This is a genomic window from Bacillus alkalisoli (assembly GCF_002797415.1).
Lineage (GTDB): Bacteria > Bacillota > Bacilli > Bacillales > Bacillaceae_I > Bacillus_CD > Bacillus_CD alkalisoli.
The window spans coordinates 3,504,371-3,526,364 of the sequence record NZ_KZ454944.1 but is presented as its reverse complement, the minus strand read 5'-3'; the positions used below and the strand labels follow the sequence as shown (position 1 = coordinate 3,526,364).

General features: G+C 35.5%; 21 protein-coding genes and 1 pseudogene. 13 read left to right on the top strand and 9 right to left on the bottom strand.

Features of this window, described 5'->3' with window-relative positions; translation table 11 throughout:
• Nucleotides 1-479 precede the first annotated feature (479 nt).
• The 3 genes from CDZ89_RS17590 to CDZ89_RS20230 all read left to right on the top strand — a co-directional run bounded on the left by CDZ89_RS17590 (nucleotide 480) and on the right by CDZ89_RS20230 (nucleotide 3,324).
• The gene (locus tag CDZ89_RS17590; RefSeq protein ID WP_100334112.1) at nucleotides 480-1,439 is read left to right on the top strand and encodes a tRNA dihydrouridine synthase; all 960 of its coding nucleotides are present in this window, start codon (nucleotides 480-482) and stop codon (nucleotides 1,437-1,439) included.
• Nucleotides 1,440-1,696: 257 nt separating this feature from the next.
• Nucleotides 1,697-2,914: an IS110 family RNA-guided transposase gene (locus CDZ89_RS17585; RefSeq protein ID WP_096155605.1), complete on the top strand. Its 1,218-nt coding sequence runs from the start codon at nucleotides 1,697-1,699 to the stop codon at nucleotides 2,912-2,914.
• A 296-nt stretch (nucleotides 2,915-3,210) separates the two neighbouring features.
• Nucleotides 3,211-3,324 carry a putative holin-like toxin gene (locus tag CDZ89_RS20230; RefSeq protein WP_227521548.1) on the top strand — a complete coding sequence of 38 codons (114 nt, stop codon included), beginning with the start codon at nucleotides 3,211-3,213 and terminating at the stop codon, nucleotides 3,322-3,324.
• Nucleotides 3,325-3,601: 277 nt separating this feature from the next.
• On the opposite strand, the gene CDZ89_RS17580 is transcribed toward CDZ89_RS20230, so the two are convergent.
• Nucleotides 3,602-4,108: a TetR-like C-terminal domain-containing protein gene (locus tag CDZ89_RS17580; protein ID WP_100334111.1), complete on the bottom strand. Its 507-nt coding sequence runs from the start codon at nucleotides 4,106-4,108 to the stop codon at nucleotides 3,602-3,604.
• A 259-nt stretch (nucleotides 4,109-4,367) separates the two neighbouring features.
• Here CDZ89_RS17580 and CDZ89_RS17575 point away from each other — a divergent pair, with 259 nt between their 5' ends.
• From CDZ89_RS17575 to CDZ89_RS17565, 3 genes are all read left to right on the top strand, one after another.
• Nucleotides 4,368-4,919, top strand: coding sequence for an RNA polymerase sigma factor (locus CDZ89_RS17575; RefSeq protein ID WP_096155683.1), 552 nt, complete (start codon nucleotides 4,368-4,370; stop codon nucleotides 4,917-4,919).
• Nucleotides 4,885-6,903, top strand: a complete 2,019-nt coding sequence (locus CDZ89_RS17570) for a GerMN domain-containing protein (RefSeq protein ID WP_100334110.1) — start codon at nucleotides 4,885-4,887, stop codon at nucleotides 6,901-6,903. Before CDZ89_RS17575 ends, CDZ89_RS17570 begins: the two co-directional genes overlap by 35 nt.
• A gap of 179 nt (nucleotides 6,904-7,082) precedes the next feature.
• Nucleotides 7,083-7,940, top strand: coding sequence for a YihY/virulence factor BrkB family protein (locus CDZ89_RS17565; protein WP_100334109.1), 858 nt, complete (start codon nucleotides 7,083-7,085; stop codon nucleotides 7,938-7,940).
• Between the two features lie 970 nt (nucleotides 7,941-8,910).
• Here CDZ89_RS17565 and CDZ89_RS17560 read toward each other — a convergent pair.
• The 5 genes and pseudogenes from CDZ89_RS17560 to CDZ89_RS20225 all read right to left on the bottom strand — a co-directional run bounded on the left by CDZ89_RS17560 (nucleotide 8,911) and on the right by CDZ89_RS20225 (nucleotide 12,778).
• A complete protein-coding gene (locus tag CDZ89_RS17560; protein WP_100334108.1) occupies nucleotides 8,911-10,548 on the bottom strand; it encodes a M2 family metallopeptidase in 1,638 nt (545 codons plus the stop codon).
• Between the two features lie 325 nt (nucleotides 10,549-10,873).
• Nucleotides 10,874-11,431, bottom strand: a complete 558-nt coding sequence (locus tag CDZ89_RS17555; RefSeq protein ID WP_100334107.1) for a hypothetical protein — start codon at nucleotides 11,429-11,431, stop codon at nucleotides 10,874-10,876.
• A gap of 132 nt (nucleotides 11,432-11,563) precedes the next feature.
• Nucleotides 11,564-12,427 (bottom strand): hypothetical protein, encoded by an 864-nt coding sequence (locus tag CDZ89_RS17550; RefSeq protein ID WP_227521547.1) that lies wholly within the window; start codon nucleotides 12,425-12,427, stop codon nucleotides 11,564-11,566.
• A 57-nt stretch (nucleotides 12,428-12,484) separates the two neighbouring features.
• Nucleotides 12,485-12,664, bottom strand: a pseudogene (locus CDZ89_RS20585) (DUF4085 family protein); the annotation flags it as partial.
• 12 nt (nucleotides 12,665-12,676) lie between these two features.
• On the bottom strand, nucleotides 12,677-12,778 hold the full coding sequence (locus tag CDZ89_RS20225) for a DUF4085 domain-containing protein (RefSeq protein ID WP_227521546.1): 102 nt from the start codon (nucleotides 12,776-12,778) through the stop codon (nucleotides 12,677-12,679).
• A 341-nt stretch (nucleotides 12,779-13,119) separates the two neighbouring features.
• On the opposite strand from CDZ89_RS20225, the gene CDZ89_RS17540 reads away from it, so the two are divergent.
• Nucleotides 13,120-13,602: a DUF4825 domain-containing protein gene (locus CDZ89_RS17540; RefSeq protein WP_100334105.1), complete on the top strand. Its 483-nt coding sequence runs from the start codon at nucleotides 13,120-13,122 to the stop codon at nucleotides 13,600-13,602.
• A 276-nt stretch (nucleotides 13,603-13,878) separates the two neighbouring features.
• Here the strand turns inward: CDZ89_RS17540 and cspC are convergent, their stop codons facing one another.
• Complete coding sequence (gene cspC / locus CDZ89_RS17535) at nucleotides 13,879-14,079, bottom strand: cold shock protein CspC (protein WP_096155677.1); 201 nt, start codon at nucleotides 14,077-14,079, stop codon at nucleotides 13,879-13,881.
• 518 nt (nucleotides 14,080-14,597) lie between these two features.
• Here cspC and CDZ89_RS17530 point away from each other — a divergent pair.
• The 6 genes from CDZ89_RS17530 (at nucleotide 14,598) to CDZ89_RS17510 (ending at nucleotide 18,570) form a co-directional block, all read left to right on the top strand.
• Nucleotides 14,598-15,059, top strand: coding sequence for a CarD family transcriptional regulator (locus tag CDZ89_RS17530; RefSeq protein ID WP_176483772.1), 462 nt, complete (start codon nucleotides 14,598-14,600; stop codon nucleotides 15,057-15,059).
• A 598-nt stretch (nucleotides 15,060-15,657) separates the two neighbouring features.
• Entirely contained in the window at nucleotides 15,658-15,999 is a 342-nt protein-coding gene (locus CDZ89_RS17525; protein WP_406564934.1) for an iron chaperone, read from the top strand.
• 289 nt (nucleotides 16,000-16,288) lie between these two features.
• The gene (locus tag CDZ89_RS20025; protein ID WP_176483771.1) at nucleotides 16,289-16,450 is read left to right on the top strand and encodes a hypothetical protein; all 162 of its coding nucleotides are present in this window, start codon (nucleotides 16,289-16,291) and stop codon (nucleotides 16,448-16,450) included.
• Nucleotides 16,451-16,733: 283 nt separating this feature from the next.
• Complete coding sequence (locus CDZ89_RS17520; protein WP_096155674.1) at nucleotides 16,734-17,249, top strand: P-loop NTPase family protein; 516 nt, start codon at nucleotides 16,734-16,736, stop codon at nucleotides 17,247-17,249.
• Nucleotides 17,250-17,270: 21 nt separating this feature from the next.
• A complete protein-coding gene (locus CDZ89_RS17515; RefSeq protein ID WP_096155673.1) occupies nucleotides 17,271-17,858 on the top strand; it encodes a DUF4256 domain-containing protein in 588 nt (195 codons plus the stop codon).
• A gap of 532 nt (nucleotides 17,859-18,390) precedes the next feature.
• On the top strand, nucleotides 18,391-18,570 hold the full coding sequence (locus CDZ89_RS17510; protein WP_096155672.1) for a hypothetical protein: 180 nt from the start codon (nucleotides 18,391-18,393) through the stop codon (nucleotides 18,568-18,570).
• A 45-nt stretch (nucleotides 18,571-18,615) separates the two neighbouring features.
• Here CDZ89_RS17510 and CDZ89_RS17505 read toward each other — a convergent pair whose 3' ends face one another.
• Together CDZ89_RS17505 and CDZ89_RS17500 are read right to left on the bottom strand one after the other, a co-directional pair.
• Nucleotides 18,616-20,325: a two-component system sensor histidine kinase NtrB gene (locus CDZ89_RS17505; RefSeq protein ID WP_096155671.1), complete on the bottom strand. Its 1,710-nt coding sequence runs from the start codon at nucleotides 20,323-20,325 to the stop codon at nucleotides 18,616-18,618.
• Between the two features lie 193 nt (nucleotides 20,326-20,518).
• Complete coding sequence (locus tag CDZ89_RS17500) at nucleotides 20,519-21,634, bottom strand: metallophosphoesterase (RefSeq protein ID WP_406564905.1); 1,116 nt, start codon at nucleotides 21,632-21,634, stop codon at nucleotides 20,519-20,521.
• Between the last annotated feature and the right edge of the window lie 360 nt (nucleotides 21,635-21,994).

Sequence of the window (21,994 nt, the reverse complement as noted above, 5' to 3'; positions counted from 1 at the left end):
CATTTTTCGACTTGGGTATTATGTATTATATAAACCTTGAACTAGCAGTGCTGATTGTATTTTTTATCACGTATCTTCCAATGGGGATGTTGTGTTGATAAAAAGAGAGAAGATGAAAAATGGACATTAATAATCGGGACCAGTATTACTGGTTCTTTTTTGTGCCAAAAGGATAGCGTAGTGTCGGTTTGCTACCTAGGAAATACGAAAAACGAGTTCTGCTGCATCGGAAGCAAGAGAACCGTCCCTGTGCTTTCCTTTTAAATTGGCTATTTTATACATACCATTCAGCACTATTATTCGTTAAAATAAACATTGTTGACTTTCACGATAATTTCACAAATTATACCTGTCCAATGTACTTGTGTTTGATAACAAGACATGGAGCATGATATAAGTTAAAAGAATTGGAACATTTGACTTTAAATTTCTTGACCGAGTGTCAGAAGTTGCATTTATAGAGAGGATTTGAGTTTGAAATGAAAGAAAATTTTTGGCGTGATTTACCCAAGCCATTTTTTGTATTGGCACCGATGGAAGATGTGACAGATGTAGTTTTTCGTCATGTAGTAAGTAAAGCAGGTCGACCGGATGTATTCTTCACAGAGTTTACGAACTCAGATAGCTTTTGTCATCCAGAGGGCAAAGAAAGTGTGCGTGGCCGTTTGCTTTTTACAGAAGATGAACAGCCAATGGTGGCACACATTTGGGGAGATAATCCCGAGTATTTCCGTCAAATGAGCATTGGTGTGGCGGAGATGGGATTTAAAGGGATCGATATTAACATGGGCTGCCCTGTACCAAATGTGGCATCAAGAGGGAAAGGTAGTGGCCTTATTCTTTTCCCAGATGTTGCGGCAGAACTTATTCAAGCTGCAAAAGCGGGCGGGCTGCCTGTTAGCGTGAAAACACGACTTGGCTTTAATGAAGTAAACGAGTGGGAAGAGTGGTTAACGCATATTTTCAAACAGGATATTGCGAACCTTTCTATTCATTTACGTACAAGAAAGGAAATGAGCGCAGTAGATGCGCATTGGGAGCTCATTCCGGAAATCAAAAAATTACGTGACCGTATCGCACCAAATACGCTACTAACGATCAATGGAGATATTCCCGACCGTCAAGTTGGACTGCAGCTGGCTGAAAAATACGGGATTGATGGCGTTATGATTGGCCGAGGTATCTTTAAAAATCCTTTTGCTTTTGAAAAAGAGCCAAAAGAGCATAGCAGTAAGGAATACCTTGATCTCTTAAGACTGCAGCTCGATCTTCAAGATCATTATGCAGAACAAGTGCCACGTTCCATCACAAAGCTTCATCGCTTTTTCAAAATTTATGTGAAAGGGTTCCGTGGGGCTGGTGAATTAAGAAATCAACTAATGAACACGAAATCAACAGATGAAGTGCGTGCATTGTTGGATGAGTTTGAGCAGGATTGAAATTCAGGGACAGACCAACATGAATTTAAAATTCACCACTCAAAATGAAAATGGTTGATTAGCCTTGTTTCCTTTGTGGCGATGATAGAGATAGCCGAGTGTTAAGGCCGGGTGTCAGTGATGCTAATAGCTCGAGGGACAGACGGGTCTTATAGACTTAGTGCACCACGGATTGTTGCCATGAGCACGCAGGGTAGATTGCACGAACAGTCTTGAAGCTCGGCTACCACTACTTATTGCCGAAGGAGGCATTTATTATGGAAGTCATTCATCCCCGTGTATGTGGACTTGATGTTCACAAGAATAGTATTACAGCTTGTATTATTATCAAGCGCAAGAAAGAGATTCGTACCTTTGGTACGATGACAGATGATCTTTTAGAATTACTTGATTGGATACAAGAGAACCAGTGTCCAATTGTTGCGATGGAAAGCACCGGAGTTTATTGGAAGCCCATATACAACCTACTCGAAGTCTCAGACATTGAAGCACTAGTTGTTAACGCTCAACATATTAAGAATGTACCTGGAAGAAAGTCCGATGTTCGTGATGCACAATGGATTGCTCAATTACTTCAACATGGACTGATTAATGGTAGTTTTATTCCTAACAGAGAACAGCGCGAATTAAGAGAGCTTGTTAGATATCGTAGAAGTTTAATAGAAGAAACTGCTCGTGAATCTAATAGAATCCAAAAAGTATTAGAAGGTGCTAATATTAAGCTTGGGTCTGTTGCTTCAAATGTTCTTGGTGTCTCTGGAAGAAAGATGTTACGTGCTTTAATAGAAGGGAATTTGAATCCAGAAATATTGGCAGAAATGTCTTTAGGTGCACTTAGAAAGAAGATTCCTGCTTTACAAAAAGCTTTAAAGGGGCTAGTTGGAACTCATCAACAATTTTTATTAGCTAGACAACTTGACCATGTCGAATACTTGGAGAAACAGATCGAGTTTATCGATAAAGAATTGGCTGAAAGACTTAGCCCTTCATCAGAAGAGATTAATTTGGTTATGTCAATTCCGGGTATCGGTAAGAGAACTGCAGAACAGATTCTAGCTGAAGTTGGAACGGACATGAGTCGCTTTAATAGTGATAATCATTTAGCTTCCTGGGCTGGAATGGTTCCTGGAGAAAACGAAAGTGCTGGTAAAAAAAAAAGCGCGCGCACACGTAAGGGAAATAAGTACCTAAGGAGTGCTTTAGTAGAAGCAGCTAAAACTGTTGGTCGTTCTAAAAACTTTTTTGGAGCTAAGTACAGGAGGATTAAGGCTCGTAGAGGCGGAAATATTGCTTCAGTAGCTATAGGACGCTGTATTTTAATAGCTGTTTATCATATTCTGATAACTAAAAAGCCATTTCAAGATCTTGGTGAAGACTACCATTTAAATCGCAAGAAAGATCAAGAAGTCAAACGTGCCATTAAAAGAATTGAAAAGCTGGGTTATTCTGTAGAAATATCAGAACTACCAGCCTAATTTCGGTTTTAATATTATACTTTAATTTAAAGGTCATCCTTTTTTTAAAAAAGGATTTAAGACCTCTTCTTTAGTATGGCTTTCTATCGGAATTTATTTTCAGGGTAGACCCCTTGTATAATCAAGTGATACAAGGGGTCTGTCCCTTTTTTGCTCAACTAAAAGGTTTATTAAAAAAATTAGGAAGCTTAATACTTTTTAATAGAAATGCAGAACGTATGTTTTGTATAATTAGTTTAGCAGCTACATAAAGCGGATGGGCGGTTGATCATCTCCTCTAGAAGGGAGGTGGTTGTATGGTGACATATGAAGCAATGAACATGCTTTTTCAGTTTGGGGTGTTTTTGGTAACCACTCTAACTGCACTCGTTGCAATGATTGCACTTGTCACCAATAAAAAAGAGAAATAACCGCCCCCACGACCAATGGAAATGCGGTTACTTCTTCAGTTAAACTGTTTATTCAATTGGTCAGCCGCTCTTCATGCGGCATGTAGTTGCTTGACTGAGTGTTCACAGCACTCGGTCTTTTTTTATTATGTTACATAAATTATATATTAATGAATGTAGTCATTGCAATTATTAAACTACTTAATGTACGGTTTTGACTTTTGTCGTAAACAGAATGGAACAAGGGACTAAAATAAGTACAGTAAAACTACATAGGTTCTGTACCTATTCCCTTGATTCATTTTTTAAATCCAGCTGCAAAGAAGGGACCATTTATGGTCATTGTAGATATAATTCTAGCTATCTCTTGTGGTGATTCCTCTCTATCGCTATTCAGCCATTCTTGGATAACACCAATATGTGCGGAAGCAATATAAGAAACCAAATATTCTGGTGGAACAAGAAGGACTTCCCGCTTGAAAGCAGAATTTTTATTACTATCAAATAGGGCTTTTCGCATAAACATTTTCAACTTTGATTGAAAAGTTATATCCCCATTTGGCCCTAACATAGCTTTCATAAATCCTCTATTTTGATTTAAAAACTCAATAAATGGAACAAGAAAAGGTAAGGGAATCGTATTCGGAGTATTGGTTTCAAGGTCAGCGATGACTTTTGGAATGTTTTTTAAAATCTTGTTCTCCATTTCTTTCACTAATTCTCCCTTTACTTCTTCAAGTTCTTCTTTTAAACGGGAAAAAGGTCTTCGCCTTCTTCTTGTGCATCTCTTAAAGCTATCTCCCATACATCGTCCGACTCATGTATAGGGAGGAGGTTACATGTTGCAAATTCTCTTTTCGTCTCTTTTGAAATATTCCACATAAAATCACCCTCAAAATAGTTGGTAAAAATAGTATACTATAATAAAAGTATTCTAGGGACAGACACCTCAGTGCATCAAGTGAAATAAGGTGTCTGTCCCTAATTTTCATTATTTAAATTTTTTTAATCTTTTTGAAACAAATATTAACGTCACACGACTTGTTAGTAAAGGGGGGATGTAGGTGAGTAAAGAGGTAGATGTTGAAGAGCTATATTTACAATATTATAGAGATATTTATCAGTTTGCTTTATATTTTTCAAACAACAAACAGGATGCGGAAGATATTACACAAGAAACGTTTATAAAAGCGATGAAAAATATACATTTACTAAGAGATACTTCACGAGCGAAATATTGGCTGCTTTCTATTTCAAAACATACAGCAATTGATCATCTGCGGAAAAAGAAGTTGAAGAACTTATTACCTGGAATATTAGAAAAACTGAGTAGGCAAGGTGAAAATGAATCATTAGATAATCAATTACTTTTAAAAGAAAAATGGGAAGAAATCCAACTCGTACTTTTAAAAATAAAGCCACATTATCGCAGTTTACTTATTCTACGTGGGATACAGGAATTATCCGTGAAAGAGACCGCAGAAGTTTTACAATGTACAGAATTAAAGGTGCGGGTAGATTTTCACCGTGCTGTGAAATTGTTGAAAAAAGAACTGCACTTGCTGGAAGGGGGAAATTCGGATGAAAAAGATAGAACAACAGCTTCAAGAAGCTAAACAACTACTTCAGCCAATAAAGCAACGTCCAGAGCTTGAACCAAATAGTGCGTTTGTTCAAGAGCTACATCAACGAATACAACGAGAAAAAACGAAGAAAAAGTTCAACCTAAACTTCTATCCGTTTTTCGCCACTGCTTCTGTCCTTCTCATTTTTACTATTTTTATATTATCTACTAACTTTAGTAACGAAGAAGCAGAGGAGATAGGAAAAGCATTTCCTATCCTAGAAACTTCCAAGCTTACATTGGTCGACACGTTTGCTTATGGAAATGAAGAAGGTCAAGTTGGCTTATATTTTGAAGGAATGAAAGATACGTTACCGGTTAGTGTGGCTGGTTTCGATGTGAAAGATGGGATCGTTTATCTTTTAGATGAGGCAAGATCTCAAGTAGTTATAAAAAGTGCGGAAGGAGAAACTACTTCATTTTCTATTCAACAGAGCGGATTGAAACCTGTTGGTTTAGACGATATTTTAGTGTCCGAAAATGGGGATATCTATATTCTCTATACCGAAAGAAACTTAGTTTATCAATATAGTGAAAATGGAGATCTGATTGAAACGCATTTACTCTCAGGCGTATATTCGTTTTTTCCTGATTCATTATTAGAATTAGAAAATAATCAAATTATTGTCAGTCAAAGACAGGAACGGTTTTTCAGTTTAGAAACTAACGAGTTCATGAATCGTGAAGAACTTCCATTTCAACTAGAACAAGTGAATCGTAAGGAATCTACGTTGCAAATTTTAAAAGGAGGGAAAATGGAGGAGATTACGCTGTTTTCAGAATTAGGGTTAGCAGAACGAGCGGTTCTTGATTTAAGAGAAGAGCATGTTTTGTATACGCAAACTGTAAAGCCACCAGTGATGGAATCTATTTCGGAAACGCACGTGTATGCGCTTGACCGAGAAGGAAGTATTGTTGGAGGAATACGTATTCCGGAAGAAAAATTTATGGAAACTCCGCAATTGCCACAGAAATTTTTGAAAACGGATGGGGATTCTATTTATCTTCTTATTCCAGAAAAAGAACATGTTGCCTTATATGAAATAACGCTTGGAGAAAAATATGAAAGCTTCGCCAAGGAGCAGCTCGCAGAAGTGGATAATGGTTTTGACTATGAAACATTTGGTAGTCCGTTCCCACAATTAGAAGCGGAAATAAATAAGATATTTATCGATGGATTATTAGAGTATGGTAACGAGCAATCGTTAAATGGAGTAGCGATCGATGAAAACGGAACGGTAGTGATTGATTTTAAAGATTTTCTCGCACCTAGCCCGGCAAATGCACAAGCGCAGCAGTTATTCGAAGTATTGAAAGCTGCAACGTTTGAGAAGTTTCCGCAAATTGAACAAATCTACTTTCAATTTGATGGCAGCTTTAGCGCGTGGTGTTACTGGTTAGAAAGTACGGAGGAACCCTGGAAGCGAAAAGACGCTATAGGAGCTTCGTTACAAGATGAGCTAACACTAACAGAAAAGACTGCGGCGCTTTTCAAAGATTTGGAGGATCTTAATTGGGAAGGCATCGCAACGCATGTGCACGAAGAGAAAGGGTTAACATTCTCCTTCTATGCTAGCTTGGGAAGCTTTGATAGCGGCGAATTGACGTTTACAAAGTCTGAGGTTGCTAATTTAGGAAATGATAATACATCGTATGTTTGGGGCTATGATAATGCTGATAGAGGGCATGAATATTCACCAAATAATTATGTAAAGGAAATACTACTCAAGCATCAGTATTCAAAGGAAGTGTTAGATTACGCTGTTGTCACTTTCAACAAACAAGCGTATGTAAGTGGTGGCGTTAGAAACACCATCCATGAAAACTACCCAGATGCAGTGTATGTAGACTACTTTTCTCCACCACCTGAAGGCGAATATGGTGAATATTACTGGCAAGCACTACGATTTGTCTACGAACAAACTGACAACCAATGGCTCCTAATCGCCATCGTAAGAGATGTCCACAACCCGTAAAAAGGAGGGACAGCTATAGTGCCAGACCCTCAGTTCGGTAAAACTTTACCGTATTGGGGGTCTGGTCCTTTTTTTCTTTTTCCCATTTGGATGTGACAGAGTCCTTTTCAAAAAAAGAGATTCAGTAGAAAAGAATAGGGAATATAAAAGGAAAAAAGATTGTATTTGGGAGGAATTATATGAAAAAGATAATTTCATATGGTAAAGCAATGATAAAGGAGTTTTCTAATGACGATGTACCTTTACTTGCAGCGGCGCAAGCATACTATTATATTTTAAGTTTTGTGCCAATGATTGTATTAATTTTTGCTATTTTACCGTACCTAAATATTAACCCTACACAGGCTATGGAAGTAATAGAGAGTGTGATGCCAAGTGCTACGGTGGCAGTGTTTGAGGAACAAATTATTAGTATATTAACAGAGCCTAATGGTGGGTTACTTACGGTGGGTATTATTGGAACCATATGGTCTGCTTCAAATGGTATGAATGCATTTATTACTGCACAGAATGTGGCGTATAACGTAAAGGATAACCGTTCTTTTATTAAGAAAAGGTTATTATCCATAGGATTAACATTTGGAATAATCATTGCGTTATTAGTAGCATTAGTACTTCCTGTTTTTGGCGATCTATTAATAACTACTATTGGTTCTCTAGTGTATATGACAAACGAAGTAGAAATGATGGTAAGAGTGTTAAGATGGGTTGTAAGTCTCATCATCATTGTCACAATAATCTCTGCTCTTTATCATTTTGCACCAAATATAAAATTACCTTTTAAAACAGCTATACCAGGAGCAGTGTTTGCGACTGTTGCATGGCAGTTAACTTCTTTAGGTTTTTCTTACTACATTAGTAACTTTGCCAATTATTCAGAAACATATGGAAGCCTAGGCGGAGTGTTTATGCTCATGTTATGGTTCTATCTTATCGGTATCATTCTAGTAGTTGGAGCAGAATTAAATGCTATTCTATATCGTAAAAAGCGTATTCAAGTACATGTAAAGAATATAGATAAAACAAGTATTCAATAAAGTAACAGGCCGAACCATGTATAGAAGGTTCGGCTTTTTAATGTTTAGGTTGTGAAAATTCCCATTCATGGTCCGATTCATGAATAGGGAGGAGGTTATTTGTTAATAAAGCTTCTTTAGCTTCTTTTGAAATATTCGCATAAAATCACCTCAAAATAGTTGGTAAAAATAGTATACTATATAGTATAGCTATAGTCTTTAATGTTGGTATTATAGGAAGTTACAAAGTGAATGGATATATATAGTTTGCATAGAAAGTGGAATTAGGGGGAGTCACATGAATGAGATATTTTCAACAATTTTGTGCGTTGGCTTAGTTTTTGGTTTAATAATAAAACATGATACGGCCTCTCGAGTTCATTTCCACCTATAAAAAAGTCAATAATGAACTTGATACGCCCTCTCAAGTTCATTTCTACTAAAGAATAAGTCTAAAATGAACTTGATAAGGTCTTTAATAAATGAATCAATTTCTTAATTACGGTTCGTTTAATGAAAACGAACTTTTTAGTATAATGCACAATAATATGTTCGTTTTAAGGCGAATATATACAGATTTCTGTGCTATTATTCGTTTTTCGTATAGTAGTCATACATTATGAAACGGAATCAAATGCCCTTTGTAATTCTTTTTACTATATAATTTAAAGCAAAAACAGCCAGCCACAGGGTAACGAGAATGATCATTAAACGGATAAGACTTATTAAAACTATATTTTGAAGATGTTCCGTTAAAATTGGATTACTATAGTAGATACTAACCCCCGCAATTGTTGTAATGATAATAAAAGAAATAACAATACTTAATTGTTGGATCTTATTAAGTTTTACTACCAGTTCTCTGAAATCTCAAGTGAAAAGTTAAGTTAAGTTAAAGACCAGACCCCTCTACTATAAGTATTTTCGGAGTGGGGGTCTGGTCTTATTCCAAGTTAAAAACTTCTCAAGTTCGTTTCCACCTATGATAAAGTCAATAATGAACTTGATACGGCCTATCAAGTTCATTTCCACTTATGAAAAAATCAATAATGAACTTACAATAAACATCAACAAAGTGAGCAGGGTTTAATTTTTCACCCGTTACACGGCTAATTTTTTCATTCCAGTCATAAAGTGCAGCTGGTTTGAAGAATTGATGGATGAGCATTTCTCCCGTTTCTTTTGTGAAAAATTCAGGGGAAACCTCCGTTTCAATATGACGAAGAAGTTGTGCGGCCATTAATTCTCCAAGCAGATAATTTTGGTAGTAAACAGGTGCTAATGTAAAATGAATTTTTGCAGCCCAATCTGGGTTATCCGTTTCATCAGGAGGAGTGACTAGCTGAATTTCCTCTACTGTTTTCCACCATAAAGCGTTTAGATCTTGATCGGGATTTTCGTACAGTTCTTTTTCAAAAAATACAAAAGTAATAATCCATCTTGCTGCAATAAGCATTTGTAACTGTTGGAACTTTTCTAATTCAGGAGCAAGTCTATTTACGGTTGCTTCATCCACTTGTAAAAAGCGTTTTAGCCAACGTGGGTCTTTGCCCATTTTTCCAAATAACATCGCGATCGCTTCAGTTGTTAACGTATGACTTACTGTACGTAATCCAAATGGAAGGCTAGAGTCTACATATTTGAAATAAGCTGCATGTCCAAATTCATGTAGGTTCGTTTCCATCCAATACGCATCTTCCGTTAAATTACAAAGGACCCGAACGTCACCTTCGCGGTCAATATCCGTGCAAAAGGCTGTTGGGTTTTTCTTTTCTCTAGGGAACAAATCGCTTTTCTCATATAGGTCATCAATTTCGATTCCCATGGAACTAAACGTATCAGTTGTAATTTGGACAATATCCTTCCCTTGATAAAAAGGGTCTAGATTGGTTGAATCAGATGGTGGTGCCTCTTGGAAAAATGGATCGACATAATGCCATGGACGAATATCCTCTGGATTAATTCCAAATTTAGTTGCTAAACGCTCATCTAGTTCTTTCTTCATCGCGCGATACGCTTCATCGGATTGCGCAATAAGTTCGTTGAAGATAGCGAATACCTCGTCACGGTCCAGTTCTTGAAGAGCAAAGCCCATTTGATGATGGTTATTAAACCCCAGTAGTTGTGCTGCTTCATTGCGCTTCTTTACAAGCTCAAGCAGGTCTTTTTCTACGACTTTCCCAACATCCTTACTAGCAAACCATACTTTTTTCCGTAATTCTTGGTCATCACTATTAACCAAAACCTCTCGAATATCATTGGCAGAATATTTTTTGCCATCCACTTCAGGCGAATGGGTGTTAAATAATAAATTTAGTTTTGAAGAGCGTTTTGCTAAATCAGCGATGGTTTCTTCAGGGAGTTGGTTACCTTTCATTTCGTTTAGTAGAAGTTGAAGTTGGCGTTTTTCAATCTCCGTTACGTTTTCAGTTGCTAGGAATTGTTTTACTTTTTCGTATGTATCTTTTGAAGAAAATAAAAAATTGTACCGAGTGTCTGCTTCACTTAATTTAGCAGCCCATTCAGAATCTCCAGTTGTTTGGGCCATCCAGCTTGACTGACAAGCATCTTTGTAAAAAACTTGCATTTGGTCATTCATATCTTTAAGAAATGTTTGTAATGTTTCCATTTGTAACGCAACCTTCCTATATCTAAGTTCACAATAGTAACATTATTAAGAATTCGTTTAATATATTCTTAAACCTTTAAAAGCTTAAAAAATATTAAAAAAGTGGCTGTTAAAAAAAGGTAAGTAAAGTTCATCACAAAAAAGAAAAATGAGAAAGTGGCCAGTCCCCCAGGTCGGTAAAACTTTATCGTACGGGTGGTCAGGCACCGATTTCAGGACAAGTAAAGTACATCATTACACCAAAATGAAAGTAGATTTTTTTATTAAATTGACAATCCTTTATTTCTAGGAAAACTAAGATACTACACCTAAAGTTGTCTCTCGTTTATCTAAAGTAATCAGTATTAAATTCTAAAACTTCTTTAAAATAACGTTGAAACGCTCCTTCTCCCCTAAACGTTAATGATAGTATAGGAGATACTTCGAGACACGCTTTTTTATACGCAGTGTCATTATCTAGTTTTGAACTATCAAGAATTCCCAAGTAGACCATTTTACTGATTAAATCGCTTGGTCTTAAATGATAAGCCTTTGCAAGCATTTCTTTTCCTATGTTTTCCCATTCTTCATGTTCTCCAAAATAATATGGGAACATGGAAATCATGTAACCAAATGTCCAAAGAAAATCAGGTTGATCACTATACTTCCTGAACCCGTGAATTGTTAATTCTTTTAATAAATTTTCATATTCTTCATGCAGCAAGTCGGTTGTTTCGATGCATCCCCATTCAACAACTACATACCAACACAAAAAGCTCAATCTAATAAATTTCTTAAGATCTTTTTGGTCATTTTTCCATTCTAAGTACATATAATTCTTTGCTTCATACCATTTTTCTTGTTTTTCTAGTTCATCAGCCTCTTTCCAATACCAATCAGTCATGCAGCACACCTCATTTAAGCTGTTTCTATTTGCAATAAAGCTTGTTAGTGATAGATGAATGAGTTATGAAAGGAACCATTAAACTCGCGACTATTATAGAGTCAACCTTGTTTTCAACAAAAACATAAGACATTATAAACTCCTTCTATATATTCCATCCTTACCGTATGCATAAAGAAAAGTTCCGCGCATAAATACCGGACCGTTGATCTGTTTTCCATCTTTATCTACTAATTGGAGTTTCTCCTTTTTTCTCATGGTAGTCTTATTTAATCGGTAACGCATCAATGTGTATGTATCTAATTGCGCAATAATACCCGATTGGTCAATAATGAATTGATCTAACGAATCTTTACCTTCTACACGGTAGCGGAAGCTTTCTTTCATTTCAGTAAGTTGAACAAGATGAAAATCATCATTATAGAAGTAATACACTTCTTTTGAACTTAAAACATTTAAAGCACAACAATCAATCATTCCATCATTACGAACATTCCATAATTTATGACCGTTCATTGTAAAGGCATTAAGGCCAGCACTTCCGATAGGTTCATCCCAACCGAAGTTTCCAAATATCCCTTCATCAAAATAACTTACCCAAATGGTATCGGTTTCGTCTATTTGCATATGACTAATACCATCACCTAGAGTGAATGCTTCTATTAGTTGCCCGTTTGGATTATATCTTCTTGCATTTCTTTCGATGGCATTCCCTTCTTTTAAACATCGACCTTGAACAATCAATAAAGTTCCATCTGAATATACATCTATTTCTGTCGGGATGAGAGGAACATTTTTTAGTTCAACGGTTTCTACACTTTCTCCTTTAATCATCTGAATGGTCCAATTGTGTTTATGTACAGGACGTTCAAAAAAATCTAGCTCCTTACTATCACTTTCAATTAGTAGCAATGTCCCGTCTCTCGTTATTTGACCATCCACATAATTTAAGGTGGAGGAGTAGTCGACAACCTTCTCCAAAATTAATTTTTCCATTTTATCATCCTTATCTAAAAATAAACATTCATTATTTTACTTAACTTAGCAACGTATTCAGCTGGACATTCCTTCAAGCTTTTCTTCATCTTTGTATCTTATATATTCCTTTGGACGATAAAAATATATAGCCTCTAAATCTCTCATGGCAATTGTCAACTGACTTTCTGGACATTCAAATAATACTCGATACGCAAAGCCGTCAGCAGTTTTTTGTAATTCATCATAAATAAACCAGTGTCCAACTTGTCATGGTACATCCGTTTCTTCAGATGTAATACCTTTAAAAATCAAATGAATAAGCGCTTTTGCGGAAAAGCCACCGTCTGTATTAACGTAAAGATGGAGCATATCGCCTATCTCGTTCCATCGAAAAACCCAATTAAAACCATTCAATATATTCATTATACAAATAATATCAAAGGGGATATAATCTATTCAATTAGTAAAATTGTTATCTTATCTAAAATAGGCGAGAAAACTCCCTCTTCAAGTAACCCGTAAGAGTGGTAAGTGGTGGGTAGTTCAAAGAATGTAAGATTGTTGGAGGACAACCAATTGAAGGTACAGAAACAAGTGCAGTTTGTTTTTTCGCAGAAGAAGAATTACCTAATCTATCAACGGAACGAAACACAAGATCACAAATTAAACAGTAATTATGAAATTGATTCAAATATTAGGGGGAATAAAGAGTGACTAAAACATTAAGATTTTTCTTCTTTTCATTAATAATATTATCTTTCTTGAATGGTTGTAATGCAGATAATACTAATAAGGAATTATTTGAGTTTAAAGGTTCGTATATTGGAGAAAACAGTGCAGTTGGAAACATTGTTAGGAACTTACCAAGCGGTGATAATTTAGAGGGATTTGAACTTAAAACAAAAGAAGAACCTTATGGAATGATTTTAAACTATAAAGGCATAGAAGCTGAGGAAATAGAAAAAAAGCATAAAGAAACAGCAATTTATAATGCTACGTTCATATTCGTTTTGGTTCAGAATGCAGAATGGATTACTTTTAATTTTGAAAATCAGGAATACCAAATAACAAAAGAAAATCTACAAGATTGGTACGGTAAAGAATTAAGTGAGTATTCGAGTGAAGAAGAACTCAGAAAACTAACCCTAAAATATTTAGAAGATGAAAATAAAATAAATGACTTATTAAAGTAAAGGGCAGCTAGTGGAATAAAAAAGATAAAAAAGCTTAGAGAATCTGGACTCTCTAAGCTTTTTACGTATGTAGTCGTTAATTTGGGGCTTTGGGGCAAGTCCCAGTTCGGTAAAACCTTTACTTACTGGTGGTCTGGCCCCGATTTCTTTGGCAAAAACTTTAGATCCTTTACCATTACCTGTACCACTTTCCTACTCGAACGTTTGTTAAGTATTATACAGAGAACAAAAAAACAGGCCCTCTATAAAGAGCCTGTTTGTATAAACATTTTAAGATTAAGCTTTTTGAACGTTAGCAGCTTGAGCTCCACGAGCACCTTGCTCAACGTCAAACGTTACTTTTTGACCTTCGTCTAAAGATTTGAAGCCGTCACTATTGATTGCGGAGAAATGTACGAATACATCGTCACCATTTTCACGTTCGATAAAGCCAAAACCTTTTTCTGCATTAAACCATTTTACTGTACCTTGTTCCATTTTTGTTGCCTCCTAGTGCGTTATCACACAATGTATTACTATCCTTGCCAAAGTATCAAGATGAAAAGTTATTCATACTATCATTTACACCGAACAAAAATAATTCTTCTTTATTGTATCATAAAACAAAATGAATTTCAAGTTGTTGGGAATAGAAAAAATCCGCAAAGAAAAAGAAGAGCAATCACGCAGCTCAAAAAAGAAGTCATTATGATTGTTGTTTTGATCAAGTGCTTGATGTAATGGTTAATTGTTTGGGGTTAAAAGACATACAACCTATCGTTTTCAAGTGAAAAGTAATCTAAGTTAATTAGTAGAGGAATAAGCATTTGCGTTTAAAAATATACCTTCCCTTTATTGGTAAGCAAAACGACTCCTATTTTTTCTTTTTACTTTCTTTAATTTTTAATGAAAAAGTTATTGACGTGGAAAATAAATTTATGATATTATTAAAATTTTGATAAAAATAAGTATTTATGGTAAGATTAAGAAGGTTACCAAATATGGAGGTGGATTATTTGTTTCAAATTGGCGATAACATTATTTATCCAATGCACGGAGCAGGTATTATTAAAGACATCGAAGAGAAAGAAATCTCAGGGGAAAAACAACAGTATTATGTTATAAAAATGTTAATTAGTAATATGCAAGTCATGATTCCTGTTAGTAAAATAGTGAGTTCAAGTATACGTCCAGTTACTGACATAATTGCATTAAAACACATCATACACATTTTCCAGAATGGTGAATCAGATAGTTTACTTCCGTGGAAAGAAAGGTTTAAAGTTAACACAAACAAAATAAAAACGGGTAAAATACAAGAAGGTGCTGAAGTTGTACGTGATTTAATGCGTATGAAGAACGAAAATGCACTTAATTCAAGCGAAAAGAAAATGTTGAAAAACGCAAATGAATTTTTAATTAGTGAACTGAGATTAATTAAAGGGATCACTGAAAATCAAATAAAAAGTTTCTGTTAAGGTTAATTAAAGCATGTATAACACCTCCCGAAAATGTCTTGAAATTTTTGGGGAATATAATTAGTAGTATTAAAAGTAAATCATTTCAAAGAACATTCAACTGCTCCAACTCACTTTTAGAGCACCATTAACCTCTTTTGTTAATTCTACAATCTAATCCATTTTAATTGAATCCATTTCATAATTACGGTTCGTTTAATAGTCATACACTGTAACGAACTCCTTTAAATTTCTTTTACGAACGTTTGAAGTTTTATCAACCTGATAAAATAATCATTTGATTTTTGCAATCCTGATTCACACTGGCACGGACAAGGATCCGTAAGGATGAAAGAGAGGTAGGGCTTTCATTGTTTTAGGTAAACAATTTAATATTAAAAGAAATACAAAGAGCAGAGGGTACAGACACTCTGAATCATTTAGTGATTCAAGTTTCTGTGCCTTCTGCTCGTTTCGAATATGATAATATAAAGATATATTTAGCAAACACATTGTGGCCAGCACCCCTACGTTAATACTTATTATATCGATGGACTGGCCATTAATTAAGAAGATAGGAGAGAACAACTTGGAATCTTTAGTTGATTTTTTAGCGGGGATGGACAACCCTTCTCACCGAGAAAGAACGGAAGAAGTATTTAATTGGATAGAAGATAAATACCCTAACCTACAGTCAGTAATAAAATGGAAGCAACCGATGTTTACAGACCATGGTACATACATTATTGGTTTTAGCGTTTCTAAAAAGCATTTAGCTGTTGCTCCTGAAGCCGTTACGATTTCTCATGTAGAGGATGACATTGTTAAGGCAGGCTATGACTACACAAAGGAGATTATCCGAATTCCTTGGAATGGCCCACTGGATTACTCTTTACTGGAGAAAATGATTGAGTTTAATATTCAAGACAAGGCAGACTGTTCTACTTTTTGGCGCAAATAGAGGGATGGGGTTAAATTTCTCACTTAAGTTAGAAAGATAGCTAAATAGAAATTTTTAAACAAACGTTTGATTAAAGAATGTTTCGATTGGTTATGTATAAATGATCTATGTGCCTGAAGGTGAATTTAACATTTTAAATAGTAATTTTACAATAGTAATTTGCAGGCACTATTAACAGTTTTTCCATTTGAAAATGGAGTGCTAAATATATTTTACAATATTAGATACTAATAAATAGTAGAGAAATTCACATACTAAAAAAGTTACTTTTAGTATGGTGGTGAATAAGATGACAGATTGGAATAATCAAGCTAGTAGAAATAATAATGTACATTCGACAGTGACGATGAAGCAGGAAAGTATGGAAAATAAAAGAATACAATTGAATGTTCAAGAAGAAAATGGCATTGAAAACGGTCAAAATGTAAAGCCACAAGTTCGTCAGGAATAGTTAATGGGTCCAGGTATGATAGTTACTTACGTACCTGTGTTTTTTTCTTATGGATTGTCATATATGATTACCTATCAATGAAAGAAGAAGCAAAGAAAAGCTAAGGCACAACTAGTATCATTCGCTAGTTGTGCCTATTTTCGTGCAAAGCTTCCGATTGCCCCCTGTTAGAAACGTCCCCGTGCTTTAGAAATACCCCCTCCCATATTTAATAACTCAAAAGGGAAATCATACTCCGTAATAGAATATGGTATAGAAAACTATTATGGATTAGGTGGTATTATTGAAAAAAACAATCCCCAAAAAAATACATATTATTGGCTCTGTTGGAAGTGGTAAAACGACCTTAGCAAAAGAATTATCGTCGGCGTTAAATATACCTTACTATGAATTAGACAATGTGGTTTGGATAAGAAATAATTCTAGTGATATAAGAAGAACGGAACAAGAAAGAGAAGAGCATTTAAATGCAATAATTCAATCAGAAAGTTGGATTATCGAAGGGGTACATAATGAAGATTGGGTGAGCAAAAGTTTTGAAACCGCAGACTTGATTATTTATATGGATACAAAGTATTCAATTAGAACCTACCGAATAATAAAGAGATTTCTTAAACAAAAACTTGGATTAGAGAAATCAAATTACAAGCCAACAGTTGAATTGTTTTTTAAAATGTTCAAATGGAATCGGCACTTTGAGGAAGTTGGAAGAGTTAACTTTTTCAGCAAATATGGAAACAAAGATAAACTAAAAGTTATTAGCAACACAAAAGTTATTAACAGATACTTCAACGGCTAATGAAACGATTATTTAAGTCCTATGCTAAAGGAGCAAATTATTGTGACAAATATAGATAAGGAAATGACAGTACAACAACGTGAAGGTTTACTCCAAATATTGAAAGACCGATTCGAGAAAAATATAAACCGCCATGAAGGAATAGAATGGGCTAGAGTCCAAGCAAAATTGGAAACTAATCTTGAAAAACTGTGGTCTCTTAGTGAAATGGAAAGAACCGGCGGTGAGCCGGATGTAGTTAGTTATGATAAAGAGAAACACGAATACATCTTTTATGACTGTTCAGCGGAAAGTCCTAAAGGTCGCAGAAGTGTTTGCTACGACCGTGAAGCACTAGAATCAAGAAAAAAACACAAGCCAGAAAATAGCGCGATTGATATGGCTAATGACATGGGCATTGAACTTTTATCGGAAGAACAATACCGAGAGTTGCAGAAACTTGGAAATTTTGATATGAAAACATCGAGTTGGGTGAATACACCTGCTAATATAAGAAAACTTGGCGGTGCCATCTTTTGCGATCGTCGCTACGGCACTATCTTTATGTACCACAACGGAGCTGATTCCTATTATGCCGCAAGAGGTTTCCGCGGCTTGCTAAAGGTTTAAGAGTATTGTACATAAGGATTTTGTTTAGTGCAGGAATTGTGGTCGGTTTAGAATAGTGGGATAAAATAAAGACCGAGTTTCGTGGAAAAGAGGAACTTTCACGTAATTAGGTCTTTTTCTGTTCTTTATGGTTAAGGTTGAATGAAATATATTTTCATCCCGCAATGCAATTGAATTGTGTTTCAATTTATTGGCGTTGTGTTTCAATTTCACGCCTTTCTGTTTCAATCCACAAGCCTTGTGTTTCAATTTTAATGTGGAAACGTTAATCCTTACATTTGTGTTTCAATTTATACATGTTGTGTTTCAATCACGCACTTTACTGTTTCAATCCGCAAGTCTTGTGTTTCAATTCACCCCCCTCCTCCAAACCATATTAATTTACAACAAATCAATCCTCACACTTCTTTCGCTCACCTCCCATTCGAAACCTAGTTTAAATGTGAAACGAACCCCGTCCCCATTTCACATGCATATTTTTCCACGTTGGTGCAAAAACTAAGGTGAAATTGTGAAAAGGAGGTTTTACATAATGCAAAATCAAAATGCACAAGATTACGTGAATCAAAGTATGTCGTCTGTTCAAAGTACAATGGGTAGTTTACAACAAGCATTAAGCTGTGCGGAAAAGCCAGAAAACAAAAACAAAATTGAACAAGCAATCCAATCGCTTCAATCCGTTCAACAAGACTTATCTAGCTATCAAGATTAAGAAGAATGCAAAAAGAGCCTGTCCATTGGAAGGCTCTTTCAACTTTTACGGAAGTGGAAATGTAATTAAAAATGTTGTGCCGTGTTTAGAAGTGGTATGAACTTCTATCTTCCCATTATGATTCTCTATAATCCGTTGAACAATCGTTAGACCTAGTCCAGTTCCAGATTCTTTTGAAGTAGAAAATGGATCGAAAAGTGTTTTCTTCATATACCCCTCAATACCACTGCCAGTGTCTGAAATAAACAGTTGGTATGAATGGCTCTCTTTTTTGGAGTGAATAGAGATCGTGCCTTTTCCATTCATGGCTTCTTTACTATTTCTCAATAGATTATAAAAGACTTGTTTCATTTGCTTCGTATCTAGTAATAACGGAGTTTCATCTAATTGTAAATCCAATCTTAACTCCGGACTATCTCCAATCACACTCGGCATATCAGCTAGTACTTCTCTCACCGTCGCTTCTTTTACAATCGGTGCACCAGGTTTAGCAATCATCAACATTTCTTCCACAATCGTATTAATTCGCTCAAACTCTTTCAATAAAAGGGGTACTTGAAATTTATTGCTCACCTCTTTGGTGAATGACTGTTTCATAAGTGTAAGAAAGCCATAAATTACAGTAAGAGGGTTTCTTATTTCGTGAGCAGCACCGGCAGCAAGTTCCCCAAGTAATGCCAACTTTTCTGAATGATGAATCCGATTTTGTAACTCTTCCGTTTCCGTAATATCGATAAAGTGAAAAATTGTCCCAATAAGGCTATCATGCTGGTCGCGCAACTCTGATTGCGAGACGAGAAGAAGGTGGTTGTCATTCTCTGTTTTGAACGTAACCTTTTGGTTTTTGCATATTTCTTTAGAAAAAAGAATGTTCCAAAATTGTTCGTTTTCTTGCCGTTTCTTTTGCCAGTACTTGATTTCAAGAGGATCTATCTTTATTAATTTGGAAGCAGCGGTGTTTAAGGAATATTTGTTAGTAAGGTTATCGGCGGTAATAATTCCGACTGGTAAAGAATTTAAAATTTGTTCTCTGTATATTTTGTCTTTCTTCGTTTGCTCATACAGTTGGAAATAGTTATTAAAACTAATCGATATGAAAATGATTGTCAAAGTAAAAATTATAAGGCCAAAAACGGGATAAACCCCTAGTAATATCGTTAATATTAATGCTAGCAATACGGTACTCAAATAGTGAGTAACAGAATCCTTGGCAATACTCTTCATGATTAGAAGAACATTGTCTTGCGTAGCTAGTGCAAAATATAAAGCGATTAACAAAGTATTTATGAAAAAATAGATGGTGATAGCAAAAATATAAGCATGTAAGTATTCAAGAGAAAGTGCTCCAACCTCTCCCCCTAGCCAAATAAAAAATTGGTAAGAAATAAAGATCATGATTGCATAAATAGAAAAGTTAAATACTTGCTTCCACCACTCGGAAACTCGTTCAAGCAAATAAATGAGGAAAGCGCTTATGAAAAGTAACCATAAAGTATTTTCTAATCCAAATAAATAAATCGTTGCCAAATATATCGAAGTATCCATAGAGAAACCATTACCAACAAGAGGTAAAACAACTCTGAATCTATTTAAAAGTAAGATGGAAATGGAAAGGAGAACAAATAAAACCCCGTTTATAGAAAGTGGAGTAAACGGAATAATAACTTGCTGTAAAAAAAGCGCACAGCCAATTATGGAAGTAATTGCTAGGTAGATATAGTTAGATTTAAGAAAGAAGAAATGTCTTTTCACCATGCATCACGCTCGTGTTTACTAGATTTGATTTGCAAGGATAATTCTAAAGCAAACAGGAGCAGTGGTCAATCTGTGCAAAATGGGGACGGGGTTTGATTTCACATTTTCAGCATGATTAGCTTTAGAAATAACTCCGCGTCCAAAAAGCCGCCTTTTTCACGATAAAAGTGAGAAACCGAACCTCGTCCCCGTTTCACCCCCCTATAGTAACGATTATTTGGACTATTTCCGACCGAGTTCCTAATCGAATTGGTGGACCCCAAAATCCATACCCCATGGAAACAATAGAATGGAGCGAATCTTTCTTCATATAGCCCCAATCATTTTCATAGATTCGTCTAGTGATCAAGCTTCCGGGGAAGATTTGACCTAGGTGGGTATGGCCAGAAAGGATAAGGTCAATGCCATTTTCTTGTGCAACATCTAAATCATAAGGTTGATGTTCTAGTAAAATAGCGGTTTTATCTAATGGAATATCCTTAGTCAGAGATGCTATATCCTGCCTACCTCTGTTCGTTCGGTCACGTCGCCCTATTAAAATAATATCTTCCATCACCATAACAGCTTCGTCATATAATACTTTGACATTTCCTCTTTCTAAAGCGACGATTAAATCTTCTATCGGACCACTATGCTTATCGTGATTTCCGAGAGAGATGTAAACGCCAAGTGGCGCATTAATCTGTGCTAGCACTTCGTGAATTCCTTGGATTACAAACGGATCAATATCATCGTCTACAATATCGCCAGGAAAAACGACAAGATCAGGATTCAATGCGTTTATTTCTTTCACCATCCGAGCTGCATGTCTTCTATTGGAAAGAACGCCAAAATGCATATCCGACGCCATCACTATTTGAAGACGTTCAGTTGTAGGAGTGTTTTTTTCTATATGAACTTCATATGTTTGAACGATTGGAGAATACGCATTGTATAACCCTAAGCCAACTAAAGAAAAAGTCAAACCAATCGTTACTATACTCGACCATCTATCAAGATGCCTTCTGGAAAGTCGAGTAAACGTAAGCAACCAAACGCTAATATGTACTAAAGGCAAAAGGACAAGCAATAAGTAAAAAAACGCCATCCATAATGAGCCAACAATATGTAGTAATGTATTTTGAAAAAATCTCCCTAATATAAACGATGTAGAAACGAATGTAAGTGTGACAATATAAAGGAGTTTAACTTTCCATGAAATTTCATCTTTCACCCAAGACTTCATCCAACCCCAACCACTCCAACCAATATAAAAAACGAGTGCAACATATATCAATAAGAAAACAATACCGAATATAATCACATCCACAAGCTCCATTCCTAGCACTATATATAAATATATACTGTGCAATTTTTCCAATTGTAGTCATGAGAAATCGGAAAGGGGATCCAATATCGGAACAAAAAAATTCAAAATGAAAGTTTACCCCAAAAAAATTTATTTTTTGGAGTTTTCAATGGAAGTATTCTGCAAAAGTTGGTGCTTTTTTAGGTTTGTTGATGAAGCATTTCGGGTTTATCGGCGAAAATCTCAGGTTAATCGGCGAAAGACTTGATTCTATCGGCGAAAATAGGGGATTAACCGGCGAAAACTAACATCCAATCAGCGACAAAAATTTTTAATCGGCGAAAATAATAAGTTATCGGCGAATTATTAAGTTTATCAGCT

Excerpts from the sequence above, each read along its gene's own strand:
- CDZ89_RS17590 (WP_100334112.1), top strand. The coding sequence starts at position 480 with ATGAAAGAAAATTTTTGGCGTGATTTACCCAAGCCATTTTTTGTATTG.
- CDZ89_RS17585 (WP_096155605.1), top strand. The coding sequence starts at position 1,697 with ATGGAAGTCATTCATCCCCGTGTATGTGGACTTGATGTTCACAAGAAT.
- CDZ89_RS20230 (WP_227521548.1), top strand. The coding sequence starts at position 3,211 with ATGGTGACATATGAAGCAATGAACATGCTTTTTCAGTTTGGGGTGTTT.
- CDZ89_RS17580 (WP_100334111.1), bottom strand. The coding sequence starts at position 4,108 with ATGGGAGATAGCTTTAAGAGATGCACAAGAAGAAGGCGAAGACCTTTT.
- CDZ89_RS17570 (WP_100334110.1), top strand. The coding sequence starts at position 4,885 with ATGAAAAAGATAGAACAACAGCTTCAAGAAGCTAAACAACTACTTCAG.
- CDZ89_RS17565 (WP_100334109.1), top strand. The coding sequence starts at position 7,083 with ATGAAAAAGATAATTTCATATGGTAAAGCAATGATAAAGGAGTTTTCT.
- CDZ89_RS17560 (WP_100334108.1), bottom strand. The coding sequence starts at position 10,548 with ATGGAAACATTACAAACATTTCTTAAAGATATGAATGACCAAATGCAA.
- CDZ89_RS17555 (WP_100334107.1), bottom strand. The coding sequence starts at position 11,431 with ATGACTGATTGGTATTGGAAAGAGGCTGATGAACTAGAAAAACAAGAA.
- CDZ89_RS17550 (WP_227521547.1), bottom strand. The coding sequence starts at position 12,427 with ATGGAAAAATTAATTTTGGAGAAGGTTGTCGACTACTCCTCCACCTTA.
- CDZ89_RS20225 (WP_227521546.1), bottom strand. The coding sequence starts at position 12,778 with ATGCTCCATCTTTACGTTAATACAGACGGTGGCTTTTCCGCAAAAGCG.
- cspC (WP_096155677.1), bottom strand. The coding sequence starts at position 14,079 with ATGGAACAAGGTACAGTAAAATGGTTTAATGCAGAAAAAGGTTTTGGC.
- CDZ89_RS17525 (WP_406564934.1), top strand. The coding sequence starts at position 15,658 with ATGGACAACCCTTCTCACCGAGAAAGAACGGAAGAAGTATTTAATTGG.
- CDZ89_RS20025 (WP_176483771.1), top strand. The coding sequence starts at position 16,289 with ATGACAGATTGGAATAATCAAGCTAGTAGAAATAATAATGTACATTCG.
- CDZ89_RS17515 (WP_096155673.1), top strand. The coding sequence starts at position 17,271 with ATGCTAAAGGAGCAAATTATTGTGACAAATATAGATAAGGAAATGACA.
- CDZ89_RS17510 (WP_096155672.1), top strand. The coding sequence starts at position 18,391 with ATGCAAAATCAAAATGCACAAGATTACGTGAATCAAAGTATGTCGTCT.
- CDZ89_RS17505 (WP_096155671.1), bottom strand. The coding sequence starts at position 20,325 with ATGGTGAAAAGACATTTCTTCTTTCTTAAATCTAACTATATCTACCTA.